Here is a 23,602-nt window from a genome sequence, read left to right as displayed (position 1 = left end):
TAAAGAGTTAACCCAAAAACTTCAAAAATGTGAAGAAAAATATCGCAGTAGTTTTGACAACTCAGTCGAAGGAATTTTTAAAATTACTCCCAGTGGACGCTTTTTAAGTGCGAATACAACGTTAGCTACTATTTATGGTTATGCTTCTGCGGAAGAAATATGTGCAAATTTAACTAACCTGAATCGACAGCTTTACGTTCAGCCCAACCGTCACGATGAATTAATTCGTATCCTCGAAAAATATGGAACAGTTTCAGATTTTGAATCGCAAGTTTACCGCAAGAATGGTAGCAAAATCTGGATTGAGGAGAAGGCAAGAGCCATTCGCGATCGCCACGGTGATTTTATATATTATGAAGGAACAGTAGAAGATATTACGGTACGTAAAGCGTGGCAAGAAGCGCTACACTATGAACAAGAGCAAGCCGAACGTCTACTGTTAAATATTTTACCCAAAGTAATTGCTCAACGGTTGAAACAACTCGAAAGTACAATCGCCGATAATTTTGAGGAAGTCACGGTTTTGTTTGCTGATATTGTTGGCTTTACAGAATTATCGGCTCGCTTTCCACCAGCGCAAGTTGTTGAATTACTCAACCGGATTTTTTCTGCATTTGATGAATTGAGTGATTGCTACGGGTTGGAGAAAATTAAAACGATTGGTGATGCGTATATGGTGGTGGGTGGATTACCCACTCCCCGCTCCGATCATGCTGAAGCCACTGCGAATATGGCACTGGATATGCAACAGGTAATTACTAAATTTAATAACCAGAATAATCAGACCTTAAGCATTCGCATTGGTATGAATACAGGACCCGTTGTTGCTGGCGTAATTGGCATCAAAAAGTTTAGTTATGATCTGTGGGGAGATACGGTTAATATCGCCTCACGCATGGAATCTCAAGGACTCCCTGATCAAATTCAAGTTACTGAATTTACGTATAAAAAGTTACAGGATAAATATTTATTTGAAGAACGAGGTATGATCCAAGTTAAAGGGAAAGGAAAAATGATGACTTACTTTCTTAAAGGGAAGATTAAATAAGGTCGTCTTTAGACGACTTGAGCTTTTCGCCTTGGGTTTAACCCAAGGCGAGAAGACAGCGAATGTTAAAGCGCACAAGGACTATCGCTTCCGTTATTCTCCATTGGCGCTACCGTATGACTCAAACGCATAAAGAAGGATTGAGGCGTGTCTTCAACATTAGACACCACTCCATGCAAACGTCGCACCAATGCCATAATCTTATTCCCATACTCCGGATCAGGACTCCAGCGCCGACTCAAGTCATACACAGAAGGCGCACTCCCGCGTAAGACAAACTGAAACCGAGGGCTGACGATGGGCGGATGTTCAATGGGCGCCGTTGTTCCATAGGCTTTTAGGTGCTGAATGTGAGCTTTCACACCTGTGCGGATATCGGGGAAAAATGCACCCGCCGGATCACTATTGGCTGTCCCTAAACCGCCAAAATTATTTTGTTCCGGTTGTAATGAACCCCCAAAGCGTAAGAAATCGGTCATCAGACACATCTGACAAAAGGCTATGTCGTGATTAACATCTTCTTTTTCCGCCTCTTCAATGTAAATTGTATGGATGTCGGGGAACTGGTCAAGTGCCTTTTCATTATTACTGGTGAGAAAGGCTTTTAAATCTTCTTCTGAAGCATTGCCAAACCAGATAATCTTGTCAGACTGATCCAGATCGGTTTGAGTCGCTGTATTCAGTAATACCGTTCTGGTATCATTATCCCAGCCGACGGAGATATTAAAGGGCTGGAGATCAACTGCTTTTACATACACGATATTGCCATAACTGATTTGGCGAATATCCGATTCCACAGTCAGATCAACACCTAAATTCGCTACCAGATCCGCCGGAATATAGGAATTCCCATTGACCAGAAGCCCTTTTTCGTCATGGTCATAGTTTTGAATTTGGATATTAATCAGTTGGAAATGGGGTGAAGTTTGATCCGATTTTGCCGTTTGACCACTCCATTGCAGCAAGCCATCAGCTAAACCTTGAGCAAAGCGATCGCGGTTTTCTTGGAGTAAGGTTAAGTCTTCGGGATTGTCTAGGAAGCAGACATTGAAGATAACAGATGATGCGGCAACTTCACGACAAAAGGGAAGCTGATTTTTGGCACTCAAGGTATCAGGTTTAACGCCCCGTGAGAGCGGTTTTCCCGGTAAACGCAGTTCGGGGACTTTCTTTAAGAACGCTTCTAAGACTAACTGAGCATCTTTCTTGCGTTCCTCGTTACCGTCAATATAATAAGCTTCAGTCCCTCGAACAGAACCATTAAAAGCATTGCCACCCAATTCTATCGCCACATCCCCAGGCAGGACGCGCTCGTTGATCCATTTGATTGTACCGGCAAGATCTAGGTCGTCGGGTACGATGAGGAAATTAACCCCTCGTGACTGGAGTTCCTGCACTAGGGCGTTACGGGTAAGAATCATTTCCTGGGCTTCTGTGGTGCCTAACGCCACGACTCCGGGATCTTTAAGGTTATGACCCGCAGAAACCAAGATGCGTCTGACAGAGGTTGCGGGTGGAGTTGGGGGTTCAGAGGGTTTGGGTTCTGGTTCTGGAGTGGGTTTGGGTTCTGGTTTGGGTGGCGAGATAACCACAGGTGCGCCAAAAAATCCCAGTTGCACCAGGGTAGCCGGTCCAACCACACCATCGGCAATCAAGCCCTTTGCCTTTTGAAACAGCCTCACTGCTGCTTGAGTTCCTGGTCCAAACACGCCATCTACCCCAACATTAATTTTGGCATCTGCTAATGCTTTCTGTATTTTGCGGACATCTTTACCATGCATGTAGGGACTTGTCAACTTAATGATTTCAAAGCCCTGCCAGACTTCCCCAAAACCGCCGATAATACTCCGATTCAGTCGCCGTTCGGTTGATGGTCCATAGCCTCCATCTTCGGCAATCCGATCTTGGGGATTGTATCGATTCCAAACCCGTTGGAACGCCTGCACAGCAAGGCTACGAATGTCGCGTCCGCCGCGAATATAGTCGAAGTGAGGATAATCCCTCGGACCCAACCATCGCCAGCCATGTCGTTCGAGAAAGGGTCGCCAGCCATCGGTATCTTGGATATCGACGGCTAAACCACTTTGGTGATTACTGCGAGGCGGACGGGCGGCGAGTTGAATCCCACAGCGACGACCTCCTCGATAGTGATTGTAGAGGATGAGCTGTTGGGCAATGGTGCGATAAGCGGAATTGATGACTAGCGGAATACCGCGATCGCGAATTGCCCGCCCCATGGCTGCTTTTGCAGCGGGCTGGAGGAAGGGCCACACCGCTTGTCCCAGGCGCACATTCAAGTCTTCAAAACTGACCAGGATGTCAGGCGTGACAAAGTTCATCTCATCAATCACCTGTTGATCCAGTCCCCGCACGACATGAGTGGAACAAGAACGCACCTCAGACAGGGTTTGGGTAGAACCCGGGGGAGACACTGGGGGTAGCAAGACGGTTTCGCCGTCCCAAATCTGGATATGGTTGGTGAAGGCGTACCAGGTATTTTTGTTGTTAAACAGGACTTTGGCAAAAGCCACCCGGATATGGTGGGGTTCTCCGTCCTTAGGGTCCCAACTGTGCAGTTCTAACTCTGTCCCTTTGGTCAGACTATACAGGTCTTCAGGGTTAGAGATTTGACTACTATCGACAGGTTGCTGTTTGAGGAGGGTATCTGCAAATATTTTAAGCGTTAAAGCCATTGGCTGTTCATAAAATAATTTGGATCAATTGTAGTAATTTTACTATAGTGCGTTGTGGAATTTCTTGTTTAAGAGAGGTTAGAGTAGATTGAATTAAAGTTAAGGGTTGAACTCTTAAGATTTGATTAAGAAATAGACTCTGAACCTGCGATCGCGCTATACCGAATCCAGGTTATCTAAGGAGTCAGACCCAATTAAAATTGACGGTTTGAGATCGGGGAACAGGAAACAGTAAGGACTTAACATTTGTTAACATTTCTTAGTACAACTTGCCAGAATTTATGTCCAGGTAATGATGTCCCGTCGCCAGAATCCCAAAGGGTTACTTATGATTCACGGACCATCTCCCCAGAACAAATATCCGTTAGCCGACCAAACTCGGTTAGTCTTCCTCAAGAACATTATCAATAATCCTAACATTATCGTTGGTGACTACACCTATTACGATGATTTTGAGAATCCAGAAAATTTTGAACGGAATGTTTTATATCACTTTGATTTTGTCGGTGATAAGCTATTAATTGGCAAATTTTGCGCGATTGCTTCAGATGTAAAGTTTATTATGAATGGGGGGAATCATCGCACCGATTGGTTTACTAATTATCCCTTTCCGATATTTGGTTCCGGATGGGAAGTCGCCATGCCTGATAGCTGGCCCCACAAAGGGGATACGGTGATTGGGAATGATGTCTGGATGGGTTATGAAGCAACAATTATGCCAGGTATTCATATAGGGGATGGGGCGATAATCGCCACCGCATCAGTAGTAACTCGCTCTGTTGAACCTTATACGATTGTGGGGGGAAATCCGGCGCAAGTAATCCGTAAGCGTTTTGACGATAATGTTATCGCTGAACTGTTAGAGATGCAATGGTGGAACTGGGATATTGAGAAGATTACCCGTAATCTGAAAGCAATTTGTGGTTCAAATATACAGGCATTACGTGAAGCGGTATGACTAACGGTTAGGGGAATTAGAACCCCAGCATCTTCAAGACAGCGGGATTCTCGTCGAGTGCGATCGCGTACAATATTCTCCTGCTAAGGAATAAAGGATCAATTTTACGCTATCAGTTATTGATCCAAAACTGGGTGTGACACCCCTCACCCCTCAAGGCGATTATAAGAGTAGTAGATGTACCTTTAGGACTAGAGAGAGTTACATGAGAGAGTGACTCTCTTCTTCCTTTTGGGATCAAAAAATCCACTCAAGTAAATTAATGCAACAATTCTTTGACGCAAGTGGTAAGAGTTGGAGAATATTTTAGCTCTTGCAACGTAGGCGTGACGCGCAGCGATAGCGACGTAAGGAGCGTCAGCCTTCTCAAAGAGTAACCCAACGCAAGCCGTGTAACGGATTGAGTTTCGCTATCGCTCTACCCAATCTACTTGAGACTTTTGTACTTACTTTAATATACTTCCTAGGAACGGGCAGACGATGTTCAAGCAGTATCTGCCAAAGACTACTACTATAGAAACTACAAGTTAAGCTGAAAGTATTACTAAGGAGGGCTGAATGAATGATCAGGAGTTGGCAACTCTGCTAAATGATCTGGAATCGGATCGGGTGGAACGTAAGGCTTTAATATCTGACCGAAATATCATTCGTCAGGCTATTTGTGCTTTTGCCAATGACTTACCCAACCACCAGCAACCCGGAGTTCTGTTTATTGGTGTTAATAATGACGGAACTTGTGCAAACTTGCTAATTACTGACCAACTCCTGCTCACGCTATCCGATATGCGATCTGATGGAAATATCCTGCCTTTTCCGTGCATGATTGTCCAGAAACGAACGATTAGTGGATGTGAATTAGTGGTTGTCATCGTAGAACCATCTGATGATCCACCTGTGCGCTTCAATGGACGGGTTTGGGTACGGGTGGGTCCACGCCGAGCAACGGCTACACAACAAGAAGAGCGTCGTTTAGCGGAAAAAAGACGGGCAAAGGATTTACCTTTTGATATTCTCCCTCTACCATCGGCTAGCTTAGATGATCTAGATTTAGACTTATTTCGTCGCGTTTATTTACCTTCATCTTTAGCGATTGATATCCTCGAAGAAAATGAACGCTCTATTGAGCAACAACTCACCTCAATGCGCTTTGCCACAGTTGAACCCCAGCCCAAACCAACAGTATTGGGTGTCTTAGTCGTTGGTAGTGATCCACGACAATTTATTCCGGGTGCCTATATTCAATTTCTGCGTATTGATGGCAGTGAATTAACAGATCCTATTAAAGATCAGAAGGAAATTGGCGGTTCACTTACTGATTTACTCGGAATACTTGACGCAACGCTTCAAGCTCATATTTCCGTAGCCACAGATATCACCGCCCAGCCAATTGAAATGCGACAGCCTGATTATCCCATTGTTGCGCTACAACAACTCGCAAGAAATGCCGTGATGCACCGCACTTATGAAGGAACATACGCGCCTGTTCGGATGACCTGGTTTAATGATCGTATCGAGATCCAAAATCCTGGTGGTCCTTTTGGTCAAGTGACTAAGCAAAACTTTGGTCAGCCCGGTGTAACCGATTACCGCAATCCTCACTTAGCCGAAGCGATGAAGAACTTAGGCTATGTGCAGCGATTTGGAGTGGGGATTCAATTAGCACGCAAAGAACTGCAAAAAAACGGCAATCCACCTTTAGAATTCGTTGTCGAAGACGCCCATCTGCTAGTCACACTTAAGAAAAAACCATGAACACAACGATTATTGCGTTTTTCAATAACAAAGGCGGTGTAGGTAAAACATCGTTAGTTTATCACTTAGCCTGGATGTATAAAGATATGGGGCTGCGAGTTGTTGCCGCTGATCTCGATCCTCAAGCAAATCTAACGGCTGCATTTCTAGACGAGGAGCGATTGGAAGAGCTTTGGTTAGGCAAGGATGCTCATACTGTTTTTGATTGTATACAGCCGCTATTAAAAGGAACAGGTGATATTGATAATCCCTACCTGGAATTCATTGAAGAAGCTCAGTTATCGCTTTTTGGAGGAGACTTAGGGCTTTTAGTCGGAGACTTATATCTTTCTGGTTTTGAAGATGAGCTTTCAGCACAGTGGCCCAATTGTTTAGGTGGAGGGGGTCAAGAACGAGCGTTTCGCGTTATGTCTGCCTTCTGGAGAATTATGCAAAACGCTGCTTTAGTTCATAAGGCTGATGTTATATTACTAGATCTGGGTCCTAATTTGGGGGCGATCAATCGGGCGGCGCTAATTTCAGCCGACTATGTAGTTGTTCCTCTGTCACCAGATTTATTTTCGTTGCAAGGGTTACGGAATCTGGGTCCAACCTTGCGAACATGGCGCGAAGAATGGCAAGAGAGACTAGCTAAAACAAGTTCTCCGGGAAAGAAGAGTTTAGCCACAGATTTACAGCTTCCCCAAGGCAAAATGCAGCCAATTGGGTACGTTGTTTTGCAACATTCAGCCCGATTAGATCGTCCAGTGAAAGCGTACAACCGTTGGATTGCTCGTATCCCAACGGTTTATCATGAAGATGTATTAAATCAGCCGCTGACTCATACTATTTCTGTAGCCGATGATCCGAATTGTTTAGCCTTGCTAAAAAACTATCAGAGTTTAATGCCCATGGCTCAGGAAGCCCGTAAGCCTATCTTTCACCTCAAACCGGCTGACGGGGCGATTGGCGCTCATACTTATGCAGTGAGGAATGTTTACCGAGAATTTGAAAAATTGGCTCGTGCGATCGCACAACGAACGGAAGTGAAAATAACCCCAACTCTATTAAGTGATGTAAACAATCCTCAAACCCTTACAAATGAAAAATGACGTAGCTTGCTTGGCGCTTCACGAGTATGATTAAGGACGATCCCCAGCGTTAATTTTCATCAAAGTCCGACTACTTAGACATATAACACCAATCAGGAAACATCGGTTAAATTCTGGGCGGCTTTTGTTGTGCAGTTATTGGTGACAAGCTAGCTTGAATCCCTAAACCTACTCCGACAATTTACTTGACCAACACTCTGGTAGAGGCAATTCATGAATTGCCCCTACAAGTAGCGCCTACACCGCCAAGCAAACCTTACTCATAATCCTGTTGCGAATCAACCTTAAATGTCCCCACAGACGCCTGCAACTCTCGCGCCACTTCCACCGTTTTCCGCAGTGAATTCGACACCTTCGTTGAGGAATCTGAGGTTTGGGCTGAAACCATGGCAATTTCATACATCAAACTACTCACTGCTTGAGCCGTTTGAGTCTGAGACACCGTAGCCGTAGAAATTAACTGCACCAATTGGTCAATCTGATAGGATACCTCTAACATCTGACCCAAACTATTTTTCGCATCATCCACCAACTGTGTCCCTTCTACCACCTGCTTGGTGCTTTGTTCCATCGCCTCAACCACCATCGCTGTTTCTCGTTGAATACTCTCGACAATCTCTTCAATTTCTTGAGTCGCCGCTGCCGATTTTGCCGCCAATTCTCCCACTTCTTCGGCAACAACAGCAAAGCCTTGACCCTCTTCACCAGCCCGTGCTGCTTCAATCCCGGCATTAATAGCAAGTAAGTTGGTTTGTAGGGCAATTTTCTCAATGATAGATACCACCTTAGCAATCTGTTGAGACGACTCACCCAAACGCTTCACTTTTTTCGCTGTCTCACCAATCGTACTCCGCAGATTTAAGATATTTTCTACCGTTAAATCCATCGCGGCTTGACCCATTTGTGCAGTATTGGATGCCGTACCAGCAACTATAGCCGCTTGGCGAGCATTCTCTGCGACTTCTTCAATCGACTGGGTCATTTGTTCGACAGAATTTAAAATCTGAGTTGTTTCTTCTGCCTGTTTCAGTGCTGCTTCTGCCAGTTGGTGAATCGCTTTCTCGTCTTCCCCAACCGCCATATTCACCTGAAGCGCTGACTCTTGTACCCGCATTACAATTTGCCGCAAGTTCTCAACAATCGAGTTAAAAAAGTCAGCAACGGTGCCAATTTCACCAATGTTTACCTCTGCCCGTACCGTTAAGTCACCTCTGGCTGCTCCTTCTACATCATTGAGCAGTTCAACTAATTGCATTTGAATGGCTTCTTTTTGTTGACGTTGCTCCTCTGCTAGGTTTTCAGCTTTTTGACGGGATTGCTCAATTTGGGCTAAGAAATCTAAACGATCTAAGGCTGAACCGAGTTGAATCGCCACCTGTTTAAAGAAAGTAATTTCTGATTCTTGCCACGCTCTGGTACTGGAACATTGATGAGTCACTAACAAGCCGTGAAGATCTCCATACGCCAAAATCGGCGCGACTAAATTAGCTTTGACTTTAAAGGGTTCGAGTTGACCCAAATAACACTTGCTTAAACCCGCCTTGTGAATATCTTCAATCGCCTTGACTCGCCCCCGCTTGTATTTCTCCACATATTGCTCCGCAAAACAGGGGTCAGCAATATTCGCGCCCAAGGCTTTGGGAAAGCCTTCTGCCACAGATTCAGCCCTGATTGTTCCTTTCCAGTTTTCGTTAAACAGATAAACGATCGCGCGATCGGTTTTCATCGTTTTGCGAACTCCTGTAATCGCGGCATTATAAATTTCTTCCACGGTCACAGATTCCCGAATACTTGACGTAATTTCGTTTAGTTGTTGCGCCCGTTCGGTTTCTGCTTCTTTCTCCACCAAGAAGTTCACCCGGTCTAAGGAAAGACCTACTTGAATCGCTAACTTTTTGAGAAACTCAATTTCCGACTGCTGCCAATTATGGGGAGCATTACAGTGGTGAGCAATGAGTAAACCAAATAACTGCTCATCTTTGAGAATCGGGGTTACCAAATTGGCTTTAATTTGTAACCGTTCCATTAACTGGAGATGATCCGGATGGAAACCCGCTTCAAAAACATTATTGGTGGGTACGACTCGTCCTTTTTGGTAAGCTTCGATGAGAGCATCCCCAATACAAGCGTCTTCGATTTTATCCCCCAAAGCCCGAATAAAACCGGGAGCGACGGCTTCATTGGAGATGTATCCACGCCAATCGGGTTGGAACCGATAAATTACCACCCGATCAACGCTCAGAATTTGTAACGCTCCTTGAACAGCAGTCTGGAAAACTTCCTCTAAGTCTCGTTCAGTACGAGCGCGGGAAATGGCGATTTTGGTAAATAATTCTGCCTGTTGAGTTTCTGCTGATTGCTGATATAATAATCCTTTAACGCTGGTCACGAGATTATTAAAAGCTTGTGCCAAGAGGCGGGTTTCTGTCGGACCCACGGATTCAGCCTGCACATTGAGATCCCCACCGATGATCTGTTCAGCCGCGCCAACCAATTGTTTTAAGGGCATTGCCAAGCGACGGGCTAAAAACAACAGGGTTGCCGCGATCGCACCGCCTAAGAGCAGAAACGCTAAGGAAAAGGTCAACGTGGCTTGAGACCCAGTTTTGCGGAGATCACTTAGTTCCATGGAAACTGCAACTACCCAGTTGGTTTTGGGAACGGGGACGAGAAGATAACGGCGATCCGCGTAGGTAAAAGTGGCACGTTTTAAGGAATCGCCAACCTGAGAGGGGACGGACTCGATAGTTAGCTCCTTAAATGGTAAATTGCTCACCACCGATTCCGCCTCAGAGTTCTGAGACTGTGCGCTATCGAGCAACATTTTGACACCTTGCGCGATCGCATCACCGCCTACGACTGTCTGCTGACCTTGTTCATCCTTAATCCCCACGTTATGAATGACGGTGACATTACCCTCGTTTGTTAGGGCTAAAAGCTGTACGATTTGAGAATCAACCCGGTGTAGTTCTGAGAGCAAATTATTCAGCACCGTCGCGAACACTGTAGCGGGTAAGACGCCTTTGACCACACCCAAAAATTCCCCAGAGTTGGGATCAGTAATCGCTTGACTCAGTTCAATCCCAAAGGTATTTGCCGATTGATCAAACGTCGGTTCGAGCAACCGACCCTCACCCGTTTTAGTCTGTTGCCACCATTGTTCATCCCGTTGCACAAAGTCCGAAAGTGGCTGACTGTATGCTACATTAAACCCGTGCTTATCGGTGAAAAATAACTCAGCAAATTCGCCAATTTCTGCCGTTTTCTGAAGATAACTATTCAGCGATGGATTGAGTTGGACAATTTTATTCGTGGCAAAGGTTTGTTCAAGCTGTTCAATCGGAATTGTCGGCAGTCCTTCTTCTTGAGCCACTGTCGCCGTATTTTTAGCCGCGTTAATAACTAACGGGTTATTTGCCACAATCGCCGGTATTTTTTCGGCTTCGGCTAACAACTCATTGACAAGATCACTGGTTAACAATGCTTCATTTTGTAATAACTGCTCAGTTTGTTGTTGGCTGCGCCTAGAAATAATTCCAGATGTCACCAATCCGGCTAATGCCAGGGGAACCAGTACCGCCGGTAAAATGGTTTGTAATAACTGAGTCCGCAGGGGAGTACTGGGTTGGGATGACAACTGATTGTAGCCTCCGGAAAGAGTACGCCACACGAAAGGCTGTTTAGCCCCTTCTGGAGGCGTCATTCCTGGAGGTGGAACGGGTTCTAAAGGGAGTTGACTGTGGGGATAATTCGTTGCACTTTTTTGATACCCTCTATTCAAAGCGTCTTCGGTGAGTTCATGGGATTGAGAGTTATAAGTGTTAAGTGGATCAAACTGAGTAGCCATGAAATGATGTCCTTGAAATGAGAGTCTTTTTGGATTTTTGATTGTTGATTGTCATACTCGCTCTTCGAGAAGCAAGCTACGTCAAAGAATTATGGTATTGGCTCAGAATAGGTTGAGTAACATCAGGGTCAAAAAACGATAATGTTGAAACGCACCCCTACTCAAAACTCAAAACAGCCTTATACTTCATTGGTTATATTTGTGACCAAATCCGTTGCCACATTGACAGACGAAACTCTGTAGGCTGGCTCTAAATACAACGGCTCAACTTTCCCCTGTCTTCCTCTCTCCCACTCATCAACACGGGAAATGCTATATCAGCCTTACATCATTAGAAAACTAGACCTAAAAAAAAGGATATCCGAGTGACTTTGGTGTAAAAAACACGGCAGATGTTTATCCTCAGGGGGTGTGCAAAAATAAACCCCACACTTTTTGCTTGAATCCTAATTCACGAATGAAAAATGACAATTGACAATTGACAATTAACAATTGTCAATTGACCAATGAGATACGACGCCTAAAGCACTCGTCTACAAGCCACACTAGCCGCCTTTACACCCCCACCAGAGGAAATTAAAGCGCCGATGGGACCACCAACAGCTTCCCCGGCGATCGCCATTTCAATCGCTACCGCCAACGTACAAACATCTAAATCTACTTCTGATGCGGGTTGCGCTTCTGGATGATTGTCTTTCCAGGCTTGGGCTAAAGGAACGGCAAGTTCTGCTAATTGATTTTCTAGGTCAAATTGCTGCACTTCTTCAGAAGATACAGTATCAGGGGTTGAGGGATTGATCTGACTTAATTGGTTTTCGGATTTGAATGAACTCATAGCGCTAGTACCTAAAAAACACCACATTCAGGAATAGTGGGATTTGAAGCGAAAACGATAGATTACCCTGGTGGTGTCCAACCTTGAGGAGAACGGAAGCAATAAAGGTGAGCGATCGCAGACCCTAGGCTTTCATTCCCACATCTGGTTGAATCTGTAAGACAGTCGTATAACTTGTAATACACTTTCCTTATCATAGGGCAACTACACGAGTATCAGCAACAAAGTCTTGGAGGTTTTATCGAGTCTTCATAAACTTGGACAGGGGAGTGCAGGGGAGATGAGGGAGAATTTCCCCATCACTTCCCCTCCTCACCCACCCCTTAGACATTACTCAAACAGAACCGTCACCTCACTTGATTGGGTAAAGTAGTTCCAAATCGCGATCGCTAAATCATTCTCATATTCCAGCTTTTCTATACCCTGACAATTCTGGCAATCCCTTGCACATGATGAAGTTTGACCATCTGCAGTTTGACCATCTAGGGAACCCTCTGGAATTGCTAAACAAATGTTAACAACCGGGATCTCGTTTCCCTCACCCAATCCGTTGTAGGTGCTGAACGTCACCGCAGCAACATAGTCCATATTTATGATCAAATCGGCGAGTCGGATGAATGCCAAAATAAACTCCTCGCACAGATAATTCAATAACTGTTTTGTCAAAAAAAACCTTAAATAAAAAGGTTAAGTTGTACACCCAATGGGTGTAGTCAAGGTGGAACTCTTCAATTTGGTGTCGTAGATGCACTTACTCGCAACGGACTAGAGAAGATAGCTCCTCTGGCTTGAGTTTTTCTCAAAAAGAGGGTTTCTTTTCTATGCCATTGCGATGACCCTGAAAGCGTACTTAACCGTAAGATAGCGTAAAACACGTAATACACCAATAGCATGATAGTCAATCTGCACCCTTCTCGGCAATAGGCTAATCACCAATATGGGTGATTAGGGATTGGTGAGTGCTAATTGAAAAAATTTTCCTGTGTACCCCCGTACCCCATCTTTCTCATTCCGCCAAAAAATCCAGCAACGCCTTCGCTGTCTCTTGCGGCGCTTCCTCTGGCAGAAAATGACCACAGTCCAACGCCTGACCCCGAACATCGATCGCGCGATCGCGCCAAGTTTGTAAGACATCATAGCGGCGTTGCATGACACCTTTTGCGCCCCATAGCACCAACAGAGGACATTGAATCTTCTGGTCAATATCTGCCTCATCGTGCTCTAGATCAATGGACGCGGCGGCGCGATAATCCTCACAGGTGGCGTGAATCACAGCAGGTTGGCTAAAGCAGCGAATATATTCCGCCATCGCCGCCTCGGTAAACCCCGCCTGTGTCGCACTCCATTGGTGTATCTTGGTCTTCAGGTAAAATTCTGGGTCAGCACCAATCAGTCGTTCCGGAAAATTATTCGGCTGGATCAGAAAAAACCAATGTTCGTAAGCTGTGGCTAACTCTTTATCCACCGTTTGAAAAATAGTTCGGGTGGGTACAATATCTAAAACCGCCGCCTTCTCAACCCGCTCAGGATGGTCAAGCAGGAGGCGATGCAACACCCGTCCGCCGCGATCGTGCCCGACGGCAAAAAAGCGCTTAAAACCCAGGATATCCATCAGTTCTACTTGGTCTTGGGCTGTTACCCGTTTAGAATAGGTCAGGTGGGCTGGATCAGAAGTGGGTTTATCGCTGTCACCATAGCCGCGCAAATCTGAACAAATCACTGTGAAGTGTTGCGACAGAAGTGGCGCAACCTGATGCCACATTACATAAGTTTGAGGATAACCATGAAGTAGTAACAGAGGATATCCTTCGCCACCCATCACCAGATTAATCGTGGCATCTGAGGTAGAAATCCGGTGCTGGGTAAATTGCTCAAACATAACTGTGCCGATGGGGGACAAGTAGACAGATCTTAACTAAGTAGGTTAGTTTATATTCAGACATAGTATCTAGCTGCAACTCAGATGGTGCAGATGGTGAAATCCTTTCAAGCAGCAGATACAGGTGCCTCAGATTATTCATCCTTTTTCTGATCGCGATCGCGCCGTTGAGTCAACGAGAGGGCATTTACATTTCAAGGCAAGCATCTACCCTTATAGAACATCGGTTCCATCATCGAATCAGATGCTGATTTTCTACAGAAAGATTAACATAAGTGACCTGAACATCTAGTTGATGATGTAGGGGAGCCGCTTGCACCCTGACATTAATTTTTATTTATAAAATTATTAAAAATGAATTTAACCCGTCTAATTCAAGAGTTAAACAACTTTAGTAAACATGGTAATGGCGAGCTAATTCTACAAAACGCTCAGACAGTTTGGACGCTTTACCTGGTTCGGGGTCAATTACTTTATCCCAAGAGTAAACAGCATCCAGTGAGGCGCTGGAACAGAGCCATAAGGCAGCATCGAGCGAATTGGAACTGGAGGGATGATTACTCCCAGTTTTCAGACAATCATAATTGGGAATGTCAGCTTATTGATCGCGGCTTGAGCAAAAAACAACTCAGCCTGATTCAAGCCAAGTTAGTCATTCGCAGTTTAGTTCAAGAATGTTTATTTGAACTTAGTCCTTACCCGGATTTAAACAGCGACTGGAAACCTACCCAAACAGCGATATCGACATTTTGCAAGGTTGTCGCCTTATCCACCAACGAAATACAAACGATTCTGGGTACAGCCATGCAAATGCAGCAACAATGGCAAGCGGCTGGCTTAAGTCACCTTAGCCCAACTCTAGCTCCTATTTTACAAGAGGGAGCAGACACTTCTGAGTTGCCGATTGAAGACAAGTATCTCAACGGAAAATTAACCTTGTGGGATATTGCTATTGAGCTAAATAAATCCATAATTGATGTCACTCAGTCTTTGACGGATTGGGTTAAGCAAGGGATGCTCAAATTTAAAGAAATTCCTGATTTATCCTTACCAAGGACTAAGGATAACGTTGTAGATACTCCGGTAGTCGCCGACAGAAAACCACCGGAAGTCAATCCGACTCCACTCAGAAACAAAACGCCTTTAATTGCTTGCATTGATGACAGTCCGGTGTTAACGCTCACCTTAAGAAAAATTTTAGTCCCCAATGGGTATCAAGTGTTGAGTATTCCCGAACCGATGCGAGGATTTTCCCAACTTATTGAATACAAGCCAGACTTAATCTTACTTGACCTACTTTTGCCCAATGCTGATGGCTATAGCATTTGTAAGTTTCTGCGAGAAACTCCTGTGTTTAAAAAGACACCCATTATTATATTGACGGCTAAAAATACGTCAATTGACCGGACTCGCGCTCAGATTGTAGGTGCAACAGGGTTTTTAGCGAAACCACCTCAAGCCCAAGAATTGTTGGACATGGTGCAGAAACATCTGGGGTAAGTCAGTTAGCAAACAGAGACATTCCGCCGGAACGTCTCTACTGATGTGTCTTAACCGATACCCGTGGTTGCTATACAACAACAAGTGACTAATTGAGAGATTTCACATCAATTTTGAAATGGGCAATTAGGGTCATCCTTTCGTAAGATAAGAAGTACAGATGCAAGAGTTCGGGATTATCCTGATCAAGATGCATGACAACGCCATCTAAGGCGAGTTTGTGATGGTCAATCCACCCGCCCTTAGAATCCAGTAATACGCTGAAATAAGGACTTTTATCCGGATGGTTGGCTTTCAGTTCTTCGTAGTCTTGATAAAAAGGAGGGATACCAATCCCTAGAGGCATATACAACCCCTTATTATAGTTGTCTACAGGTAACTGCGGCAGGTCTTTGATATTGACGCCACTGATAAACAACTTATTTTCTTCCCCGGTTTTCGTATCCGTGAACGTCAACTCCAGTTCCTGTAATGTTTCATCGACACCTACCGGATCAATATTCCGAAGAACGGCTTTGTCAAATTGACCAATGCGCCAGTATTCATTTCCCCAGGGTTTATCTGTATTATAGTATCCAGGGGGAACAAAAGAGCCAAACTGAATCTCATGTTCACCGCTATAAAAATCGCCCCAGGTTTGTAAATTATTCGCGAGAACTGTTCTGACTTTACGGATTTGCTCACCGGAAGCAATTATTTTTTCATCAAGGGGGAAATCGGCTTGAACCTCTTGCTCATTGATGACATCTCGCAGCAAATCAGTCTTGACAACGGTGCCACTGGGATCTTGCCAATGTTCTAGGCGTCGCCAGTATTTCCAATAGGATATATTGTTGACTTTTTCAAAGACTTGTTTGTAATATCCTAAGGGAAAGTCGAACCATCCTTGGTAGTAAAGGGCTTTATCGCCATCCTCTTTGGCGGTTAGAATAACTTCCCATAATCCACCATTGATGCAATTATTTGCCAAAGCAACTTGAGCGAGGTTTTCTTTTTCAAAGCCATCGCCGCCACTAATTTCAATATGTTCGGAGTCAGCCGGAAAACTAATCTGTTGGCGGTTCCATTCGCGGTCAGTAAAGGCAATAACTTCTAACCCTTCATCGTTTTTGACCCATTCTGGTGCTTTTGGAGTTAAAAGGCTTAAGTCAATATTTTTGATAACGATTTTAGCCGTGTGGTCGTTATTCGGCTCTAGGACAAAATCGAAATGGGTATCATCTCGTTTGACAACGGTTAATGTCCGGTCGTTATAGCGTCGGAATTGCTTACTTAAACTTGATGTGTTGGCTGGATATTTAGTATTCGATAATTCCTTGAGATTAACCTGAATTGCATCGCTGACTTTATAGCGAGTGGTCTGTCGATAAGCTAGTCCAGCTCCTCCTAAACCTACTACACCAATGCATACGGCAAGCGTGCCAATTAAAATCTTTTGCTTTGTTTTCTTAAGTGTTTTGCTCGCATTTGAAGCGGTGTGCATTGGACTATCTTGAGGCAAAGCAGAGTTTGACATGCAAGTTTCCCTGGTTTTTTCGTTCTGAATAGCATATTAACTAATTCATTTAAACTTGTGCAACCCTTTTCTAACGACTGAAAAAAAGTTCATCATTGCTTAAAAAAACCAAAGCATTACTTTATGGTTTCTTTATATAAAATGATTCATTTTGACTTGGGAATTTAGGTAAAGAAGGCGCAAATGCGCTATATATAGAGAATTTAAGAGCAAAAAGCATTATATATAGCGTTTTAACCCTAAAAAGGGTGATTTGCCTAAAAATGGCGAAAAACCGTTAAAAATGGATAATCGTTTTTCTGGGCGGGGATATTCTCCACCTTTAGGCAGAAGAGGTAATTGTGAAAATAGCTAAAAATATACTTAAGTAAATACTCGCGAAAAAAGTTTTCTTAAAAAATTATTAGTAATTGCATTGATGTGCTATAATTTCATTTTTTATATTAGCTGCTCATAAAGTTGTCGGCACAATTAGATGCTTGTAGTATTACAGCTTTAGTGCTAAGACAAAACAGTGTGTGGTAAATTAAAACATATTGCTATAGGCAGCGATAAACGTAATATAGACAATACAAGGGTTGTGAGTTCTCTCAGTTATTCCTACACAGAGACGGTGTAAGACAGATAGACCGGAAATGGAAATATTTGTATTACAAAGGGGTGTAGGGGCGGATTTTACCGACCATCCCGGCATATCAATTAACTCAACTTGCACTTTCCCCCTGTTGAAAAGGAAATCGCAGCTATACAAACTTGCGTCCGCAAGGTAAGGACTGGCGGACAGTCAATCAGTCAGCTACCTCAAATTGGTCAGAGTCGGGACGAGTTAGCCCGGTTTGCGGCTACTCGTGTTGGCAAAAATCCAAATCAAGTTAACCTGAAAAATATTAAAGAACTGACACAGGAAGGGGCGACGGGTGTTTCAGGTGCGCCTGTATTTTTTCTGTTCGATGACCAAGGTCAGTCTATCGCGACAGTCAAGCTTTTTCCCAATCTCCAGGAATTTGCCCGGGAATTATCCGCCTTGAAGCGGTTTGAGCAGGAAAAGTTTGAAGTGATTAAATCGCCGCAGAATTTGGGTGTGGCAAAGGCGGGAGAGTTGGGCGTTTTGGTGAGTTCGGTTGCGCCTGGGGCGGCAATTGATGATTACTTGCAACGGCTAGGGACTGCTACTGGAGAGAATCGTAGCACACAGATGGAACGGACAAAGCAAGCGGTAAAGGGTAATGCACGGGCATTAAGTGAACTGCATTCGGTGCGTGGCGGACAAGTCCCTCAAATGTTTTTGGAGCGACATGTTGATGCGGTAAGGGAGATTGCAGGGAAACTATCTACAATCGTTCGTGAGGGCAATTTGTTAAGTTTAGATGAATCCTGGCCGCATGAGCAAATTGAGCAGGTAGTTAATGATGCGATCGCGCACCCTGGACAAGCTTCTTTTGTTCACGGTGACGCGCATCCAGGGAATTTCTTTTGGGATCAGCCAAGTGAACAACTAACGGCGATTGATACACCCACAATGCACTATTCAATGGGGGAGGGGGGAGAACCGATTGGTGCGCCAGCGCGGGACTATGGCAATTTTTATCAAAAGTTGGCTAATTTTGGGGTTAATTATGGGGTGTCTTTAGAGGAAGTTGAGCAGTTACAGCAGGCTTTTGCTGATGCATACCAGGGGGAAATGCCAGAAGCGGCGGTGAAATTTTTTCGAGTTCGTGCTGGGTTGGGTGAGTTGATGAAGGCGATCGCGACGGATGATGAACGAGTTATCTATAACAATCTGCAACTTATAGTAAAACTACTAGAGGAATAATGAATATTGCTTTTTCAGTACCTCTGCCCTTTCGTAAGGTCAAGAGTTTAGTAGTTAGTAATAATCTGGTTTTGGTATCCGATTCTGATCAGATGGTGGCGATTACGGCTGAGGGGCAAATGCTTTGGCATCTAAGATTTGAACATCCAATCGGTAAAATGGTGGTTGCGCCTTCTGGGGACATTGTTGGCATCTGTGATGGTGGAAAGCAGTTAACGGTGCGATCGCCTAATACAGGAGAGCTAAAATTGTCGATTCCCGTCAATAGCTTTGTTTATGCCATCCCGGCGGTAACAAAAAGCCACTTAATATACCACGGTTGGGATAATCAGTTAAATGTATTTTATCAAACAGGTGAGCTTTGTTGGTCGGCTCCAACGGATAAAAAGGCAATCTGGATACAACCTGTTGTCGTTGAGGATTGGGTGTTTACCAGCACTCAGGGTGTGATGGCTTATGCTGTTGATGATGGCTCTAAGCGGGGGTCATGGGATGAGTTATCGCCTTCAGAGGAAATTTTAACCATGAGGAGGGCTGACGCAAAAAGAATTGTTGTTGGCTACGGCATTAATCAGCTATTCATGCTTAATAAAGAACATTGTACTGTCTGCCCTTGGATTCTGCCTTCTGGATACCGCATTTTTATGGATTCGTTGACAGTTTTTGAGTCTCCAGATAGTGAATTAACGCTAATTGCTACAGCCGGAGTGGATGGGAAAAAAGCGGTTGTTTCAGTAACGGAGTCAGGGGAGATGTTATGGGAATACCCGATATCAAAAACTCCGGTGGCAATTTCTGTGGGAACCGCAGGACAAGTTTATATCGCCCAAAGTCCAACCCTGGATGAGTGGGATAAGTACAAAGACTTTTGTGAGTTTTCCTGCTTTCTGCTTGAGCTTTCGGCGACGGGTGAAGAGTTATGGAAGTGGGAAGCACCCGCGCCGATTACGTCTTTGTTGGCGGTAGCTGATGATGCGATTTACGTGGTTTGTGATGGAAATCTGATGAGTTTAGGGCGAAGCTAGCGCAACGCATGAACCTACTTTTGAGCCGGAATTGGCTGCTCAAGTTCCGATCGCCAAACTTGCCAGTAAACGCCAATCCGCTCAACAAACACTCCCGGTTTTTCCGCATAAATGCGTCGTCCCAAAAACTGGGCAGATTGCTGCAATTGTAGTCGTCGGCGGTCAATTAAACCCAATAGGGCGTCTAGTTGAGTGCGATCGCGAGCTAGTTTGGGTTCGTGTTTCAGCAGTTGGCGCAACATCGCCAGATCATGATCATCCCCTAGATAATCGGCTAACTCTTTCGTCTCGGATGCCATTTGATCCATAAAATCTGGCCAAACTAATTTGAGAATTCGCAGGTGATACCAAAGATATTTCACCCGCTTGCGCCAATCATGAAAAGTCTCAACGCTGGGCTGCTTAACGGCACAATTTAATCCTTTATCCCCTCGCTTATAGACACGCTGGAGACTTGACTCAATGGTTGACCAATCATTACTTTTAATTGACCAATGCTTAACTCGTTTCCGCGCCTCTTTAATCATCCGAATGGCATCGTCTTGAGCATTTTTTTCTGCCAAAACCCGTTCACTAATGGATTGACTGCGGGCTTCTAATGCTTGACGCACTTCCTTAAAGCCATTGGCTGAGATAATTTTGGCAAAATGTTCGGTTAAATCATCTAAGGTTTCAATCGCTACCTGAGCATCCCGCACATCCGATAACAATCGCCCTGCATCTCGGAAACAGTTATTTTCTTGGTGGTACGTCTGTGAACCAATTTCATCGCGAACTAAGCGCACTAAGGCTCGTAGCTGCTTCAACCGCTTACGAGCATCGTGAACCGCTTCCTCTTGGCTATCATCGGTTTGACCCAATAATTGGGCTAATGCTTTGTCAATCTGTTCGTAAGCAATGCGCTGAACTCCCTGAGATATAGATTCGTGTGCCTTTAATCGATATGCCATGGTTAAGTGTGCGATCGCGCTGGGAATTAGAGTAAGCTGACAATGCTGCCAGGAATAGGGAAGCAGGGGGATCTCCAGGTGCAGGGGGAATTAAATATCAACATATATCCTACGTGGTTTCCCTTGCGGCAATTTCTTCAGCCTACTACATAACAGACTTGACTGTTCACTGGTTAAAACAATCGTTCCGTCGGGTAGTATTGCTCCCCCTAAATCCGCATCGGTCAAATCTGCGCCACTCAAATCTGCGCCACTTAAATCCGCACCTCTCAGGTTTGCCCCTTGTAGGTTAGCACAATGTAAATTTGCCCAAATCAAATCTGCTCGGCGTAAATTCGCCCGACATAAGTTAGCTCTACTGAAGTTTGCCCGAGTCAAATTGGCTTTTTCTAAAATAATACCTTCAAGATTTGCCTGACTCAAGTCGATTCTCTGTAGATCTACTCCGTTTAACTCTAAGTTGCTGAGGTTAAATCCCCGATAATCCCGTTCTCCCGCCCCATACTCCTCCAGTAGGCGATCGGGTACTATTCTGATCCGTTCGAGTTTCTTAAATAACTCTTGCTTTCTAGCCGACGCCGAGGATTGGTGTTGGTTAAGGATATTTCGATCAGAGGATTGCATAGCCTTTTTTTCCTGATAAATTGAACATAGTTAATCTTCAGGTATTGGGCTGAACGATTAATTGAGTAATGTCCTACTTTTGGGTGAATTTAATCCGCTTTAGAGGTAACTTAACCCCCCATCCTGCGTGACTCTAATTTGTTCCCCACTGTGATCTACGTCGCTATTTTACTCGAACCGGAGACTATAACGCCCTCTGCTAAAAGAAAGGGATTTATCCCAATTCTGTATAAAATTGCACTTTATCTACCCCACCGCTTACGACATCTTCCCTTAGTCAGGGGAGGTTGGCAGGGGTGAATATTAAGTCAATGTTACCAATAAATGGGATTAGATATCGGGGAGAAGGGTAATGGTTTTGCCTAAATAACTACAGGGATGATAGACGTCCGCTATAGCAGAACATACTATTATTGCCTATTTAATTTTGTACCAGACGTTGCAGGCAACGTCTAGTATATTATTATTTTTTGTCTTGGCAAAAGCGCTGATAAACGGTAACTAACCCATCCGCATCTCCGACATTACCCGGAAACAGTACAACAGGTAAATCCGAAAACTGGGGATGATCCGATGGGGTTCGCACCACTGAACAGCCAGGAATAATTTGACCCAGTAACCGGGCTGCTCTCAACTCTAATCCTGTACTTAAGACATCATTCGAGGTAATTCCGCCCTTACTAATTAAAAAGCCAATATCTCCGGGTAAGCCCCGGACAATATCCATCAATAACGCCGAAACTGCTGCGCCAAACTTGAGCCGAGTTTCCACGTCTTTAAAGACCAATTCCTCACGACTGGTATAAATTACTGGTGTTTTATTAGAGTTGTGAATCTCATCAACGGTAGCGAGAACTTTGGCTAAAAGTGCATCCCGTTGGGTTTGTGACTCTTCGAGTAAATCAGTAACATCCACCTCAACCCCGACAATATCGGAGACTTTGAGCAGTTGTTCAAGCTGTTGGGTGGTCTTTTTAACATGAGAACCCACCAGTACAACTCCGGGTTTTCCCTCTCTCACATACTGTGCCATATTCTCTGGCGGAACCGGTTGAGCGCCCAGATTCGCCAGAGAGGTTAAAATACTGGCAGCCGAGCGAAATAGGAATCGTTTTCCTTGAGCGGCGGCGGTAAGGACATCAGCCGCAAATTTATCTAAATCCCCTTGAGTTTCCCCATCAACGACACCACATTGGTTCCCACTCAGGTTGAGGAGGCGTTCTAAACTCCCTTGGCGAATATCCCAGAGGACAAATCGCTCAACGTCTTCGGCTTTAATCCTTCCTTTGGTCTTTTCTTCGACATAATCGGGTAAATAGCTGTGGTGATAACCGAATACCGAATCACGGGCAAATTCGGTTTCATGAACGGGTGTGGGAGCGCCATTCACCATCAGGTAATGGACACTGTCGCGGGTTACTCGTCCACCTTCAAAGAACGCCGGGACTAAGAAATGAGCATCAAAGGGTCCCACTTGTTGGGCAATCACATCGGTTTCTACGGGATAATGTCCCCGTAGGGTGGAGTCAGAGCGACTGACGACGAGAAAATCGTCGATTTTTTCGGTTTCTATGGCAATTTTCAGATTATGGCAAACATCACAGGTTACTGTTGCGGCTTCCTCTGGCGTCAACGCCCGAGTATTGGTCAGGACAAAGAAAATCGGCGAAGCGTCAGCTAGTCCTAAGCGCAGCGTTTGCACATCCCAGCGCGTCAGCAGCAAGCAACTGTGAACGGTTTGGGAACCGGTCGGGTCATCATCCAAAACGATAATTTTGGGTTTGCTGGTCATCTCTTGTTGTCCTGCGATCGGCAATGGTTAATTCGTCCCTAGAATTCAGAGTATCAGGATATCGAGTCGGAAGCACGTTTAGCGCGTCGGATAGATAAACTTGTTCCCCCCTTCAAAAGGGGGGCGAGGGGGGATCTCTATTCAAGTTGCTCTTTTCTTGAATAAGTTTAGGGATTTCTCTATTGGGTTGAGATCCCCCTAAATCCCCCTTAAAAAGGGGGACTTTGATCCATCCAAACCTCGCCCCGTCTCCGGAGTTCTCCCGTCAGCCTGAACTAT

At 44.8% G+C, this 23,602-nt stretch carries 15 protein-coding genes and 1 pseudogene; 7 read left to right on the top strand and 9 right to left on the bottom strand.

Annotated features, from left to right (window positions below):
* Positions 1–13: 13 nt before the first annotated feature.
* A pseudogene (locus RID09_RS19745) lies at positions 14–1,048 on the top strand (adenylate/guanylate cyclase domain-containing protein); the annotation flags it as partial.
* Between the two features lie 65 nt (positions 1,049–1,113).
* Here RID09_RS19745 and tftA read toward each other — a convergent pair.
* On the bottom strand, positions 1,114–3,741 hold the full coding sequence (tftA, locus tag RID09_RS19740) for a hormogonium tapered terminus morphoprotein TftA (RefSeq protein WP_446337628.1): 2,628 nt from the start codon (positions 3,739–3,741) through the stop codon (positions 1,114–1,116).
* A 328-nt stretch (positions 3,742–4,069) separates the two neighbouring features.
* On the opposite strand from tftA, the gene RID09_RS19735 reads away from it, so the two are divergent.
* The 3 genes from RID09_RS19735 to RID09_RS19725 all read left to right on the top strand — a co-directional run bounded on the left by RID09_RS19735 (position 4,070) and on the right by RID09_RS19725 (position 7,542).
* The gene (locus RID09_RS19735; protein WP_446337627.1) at positions 4,070–4,699 is read left to right on the top strand and encodes a CatB-related O-acetyltransferase; all 630 of its coding nucleotides are present in this window, start codon (positions 4,070–4,072) and stop codon (positions 4,697–4,699) included.
* A 558-nt stretch (positions 4,700–5,257) separates the two neighbouring features.
* A complete protein-coding gene (locus RID09_RS19730) occupies positions 5,258–6,451 on the top strand; it encodes an ATP-binding protein (protein ID WP_446337626.1) in 1,194 nt (397 codons plus the stop codon).
* Entirely contained in the window at positions 6,448–7,542 is a 1,095-nt protein-coding gene (locus RID09_RS19725; RefSeq protein WP_446337625.1) for a ParA family protein, read from the top strand. The genes RID09_RS19730 and RID09_RS19725 overlap by 4 nt, the downstream gene beginning before the upstream one ends.
* Positions 7,543–7,798: 256 nt before the next feature.
* On the opposite strand, the gene RID09_RS19720 is transcribed toward RID09_RS19725, so the two are convergent.
* The 4 genes from RID09_RS19720 to RID09_RS19705 all read right to left on the bottom strand — a co-directional run bounded on the left by RID09_RS19720 (position 7,799) and on the right by RID09_RS19705 (position 14,103).
* Positions 7,799–11,389 (bottom strand): GAF domain-containing protein, encoded by a 3,591-nt coding sequence (locus RID09_RS19720; RefSeq protein ID WP_446337624.1) that lies wholly within the window; start codon positions 11,387–11,389, stop codon positions 7,799–7,801.
* A gap of 520 nt (positions 11,390–11,909) precedes the next feature.
* Positions 11,910–12,224 carry a hypothetical protein gene (locus RID09_RS19715; protein WP_446337623.1) on the bottom strand — a complete coding sequence of 105 codons (315 nt, stop codon included), beginning with the start codon at positions 12,222–12,224 and terminating at the stop codon, positions 11,910–11,912.
* Positions 12,225–12,554: 330 nt separating this feature from the next.
* Entirely contained in the window at positions 12,555–12,890 is a 336-nt protein-coding gene (locus tag RID09_RS19710) for a hypothetical protein (protein WP_446337622.1), read from the bottom strand.
* Between the two features lie 340 nt (positions 12,891–13,230).
* On the bottom strand, positions 13,231–14,103 hold the full coding sequence (locus tag RID09_RS19705) for an alpha/beta fold hydrolase (RefSeq protein ID WP_446337621.1): 873 nt from the start codon (positions 14,101–14,103) through the stop codon (positions 13,231–13,233).
* Between the two features lie 354 nt (positions 14,104–14,457).
* Here RID09_RS19705 and RID09_RS19700 point away from each other — a divergent pair, with 354 nt between their 5' ends.
* Positions 14,458–15,603 (top strand): response regulator, encoded by a 1,146-nt coding sequence (locus RID09_RS19700; protein ID WP_446337620.1) that lies wholly within the window; start codon positions 14,458–14,460, stop codon positions 15,601–15,603.
* An 88-nt stretch (positions 15,604–15,691) separates the two neighbouring features.
* Here the strand turns inward: RID09_RS19700 and RID09_RS19695 are convergent, their stop codons facing one another.
* The gene (locus tag RID09_RS19695; protein ID WP_446337619.1) at positions 15,692–17,119 is read right to left on the bottom strand and encodes a hypothetical protein; all 1,428 of its coding nucleotides are present in this window, start codon (positions 17,117–17,119) and stop codon (positions 15,692–15,694) included.
* Positions 17,120–17,828: 709 nt separating this feature from the next.
* On the opposite strand from RID09_RS19695, the gene RID09_RS19690 reads away from it, so the two are divergent.
* Together RID09_RS19690 and RID09_RS19685 are read left to right on the top strand one after the other, a co-directional pair.
* Positions 17,829–18,932 (top strand): phosphotransferase, encoded by a 1,104-nt coding sequence (locus RID09_RS19690; RefSeq protein WP_446337618.1) that lies wholly within the window; start codon positions 17,829–17,831, stop codon positions 18,930–18,932.
* The gene (locus RID09_RS19685) at positions 18,932–19,957 is read left to right on the top strand and encodes an outer membrane protein assembly factor BamB family protein (RefSeq protein ID WP_446337617.1); all 1,026 of its coding nucleotides are present in this window, start codon (positions 18,932–18,934) and stop codon (positions 19,955–19,957) included. Before RID09_RS19690 ends, RID09_RS19685 begins: the two co-directional genes overlap by 1 nt.
* Positions 19,958–19,971: 14 nt before the next feature.
* On the opposite strand, the gene RID09_RS19680 is transcribed toward RID09_RS19685, so the two are convergent.
* From RID09_RS19680 to RID09_RS19670, 3 genes are all read right to left on the bottom strand, one after another.
* Complete coding sequence (locus RID09_RS19680) at positions 19,972–20,907, bottom strand: CHAD domain-containing protein (RefSeq protein ID WP_446337616.1); 936 nt, start codon at positions 20,905–20,907, stop codon at positions 19,972–19,974.
* Between the two features lie 90 nt (positions 20,908–20,997).
* Positions 20,998–21,531: a pentapeptide repeat-containing protein gene (locus RID09_RS19675; protein WP_446337615.1), complete on the bottom strand. Its 534-nt coding sequence runs from the start codon at positions 21,529–21,531 to the stop codon at positions 20,998–21,000.
* Between the two features lie 463 nt (positions 21,532–21,994).
* On the bottom strand, positions 21,995–23,323 hold the full coding sequence (locus tag RID09_RS19670; protein WP_446337614.1) for a four-carbon acid sugar kinase family protein: 1,329 nt from the start codon (positions 23,321–23,323) through the stop codon (positions 21,995–21,997).
* Positions 23,324–23,602: the final 279 nt, after the last annotated feature.

The sequence above is a fragment of the Coleofasciculus sp. G1-WW12-02 genome, from assembly GCF_040219735.1.
Classification (GTDB): Bacteria; Cyanobacteriota; Cyanobacteriia; order Cyanobacteriales; family Coleofasciculaceae; genus Coleofasciculus.
The sequence above is the reverse complement of the archived record's forward strand: the minus strand, read 5'-3'. Positions and strand labels throughout refer to the sequence as shown.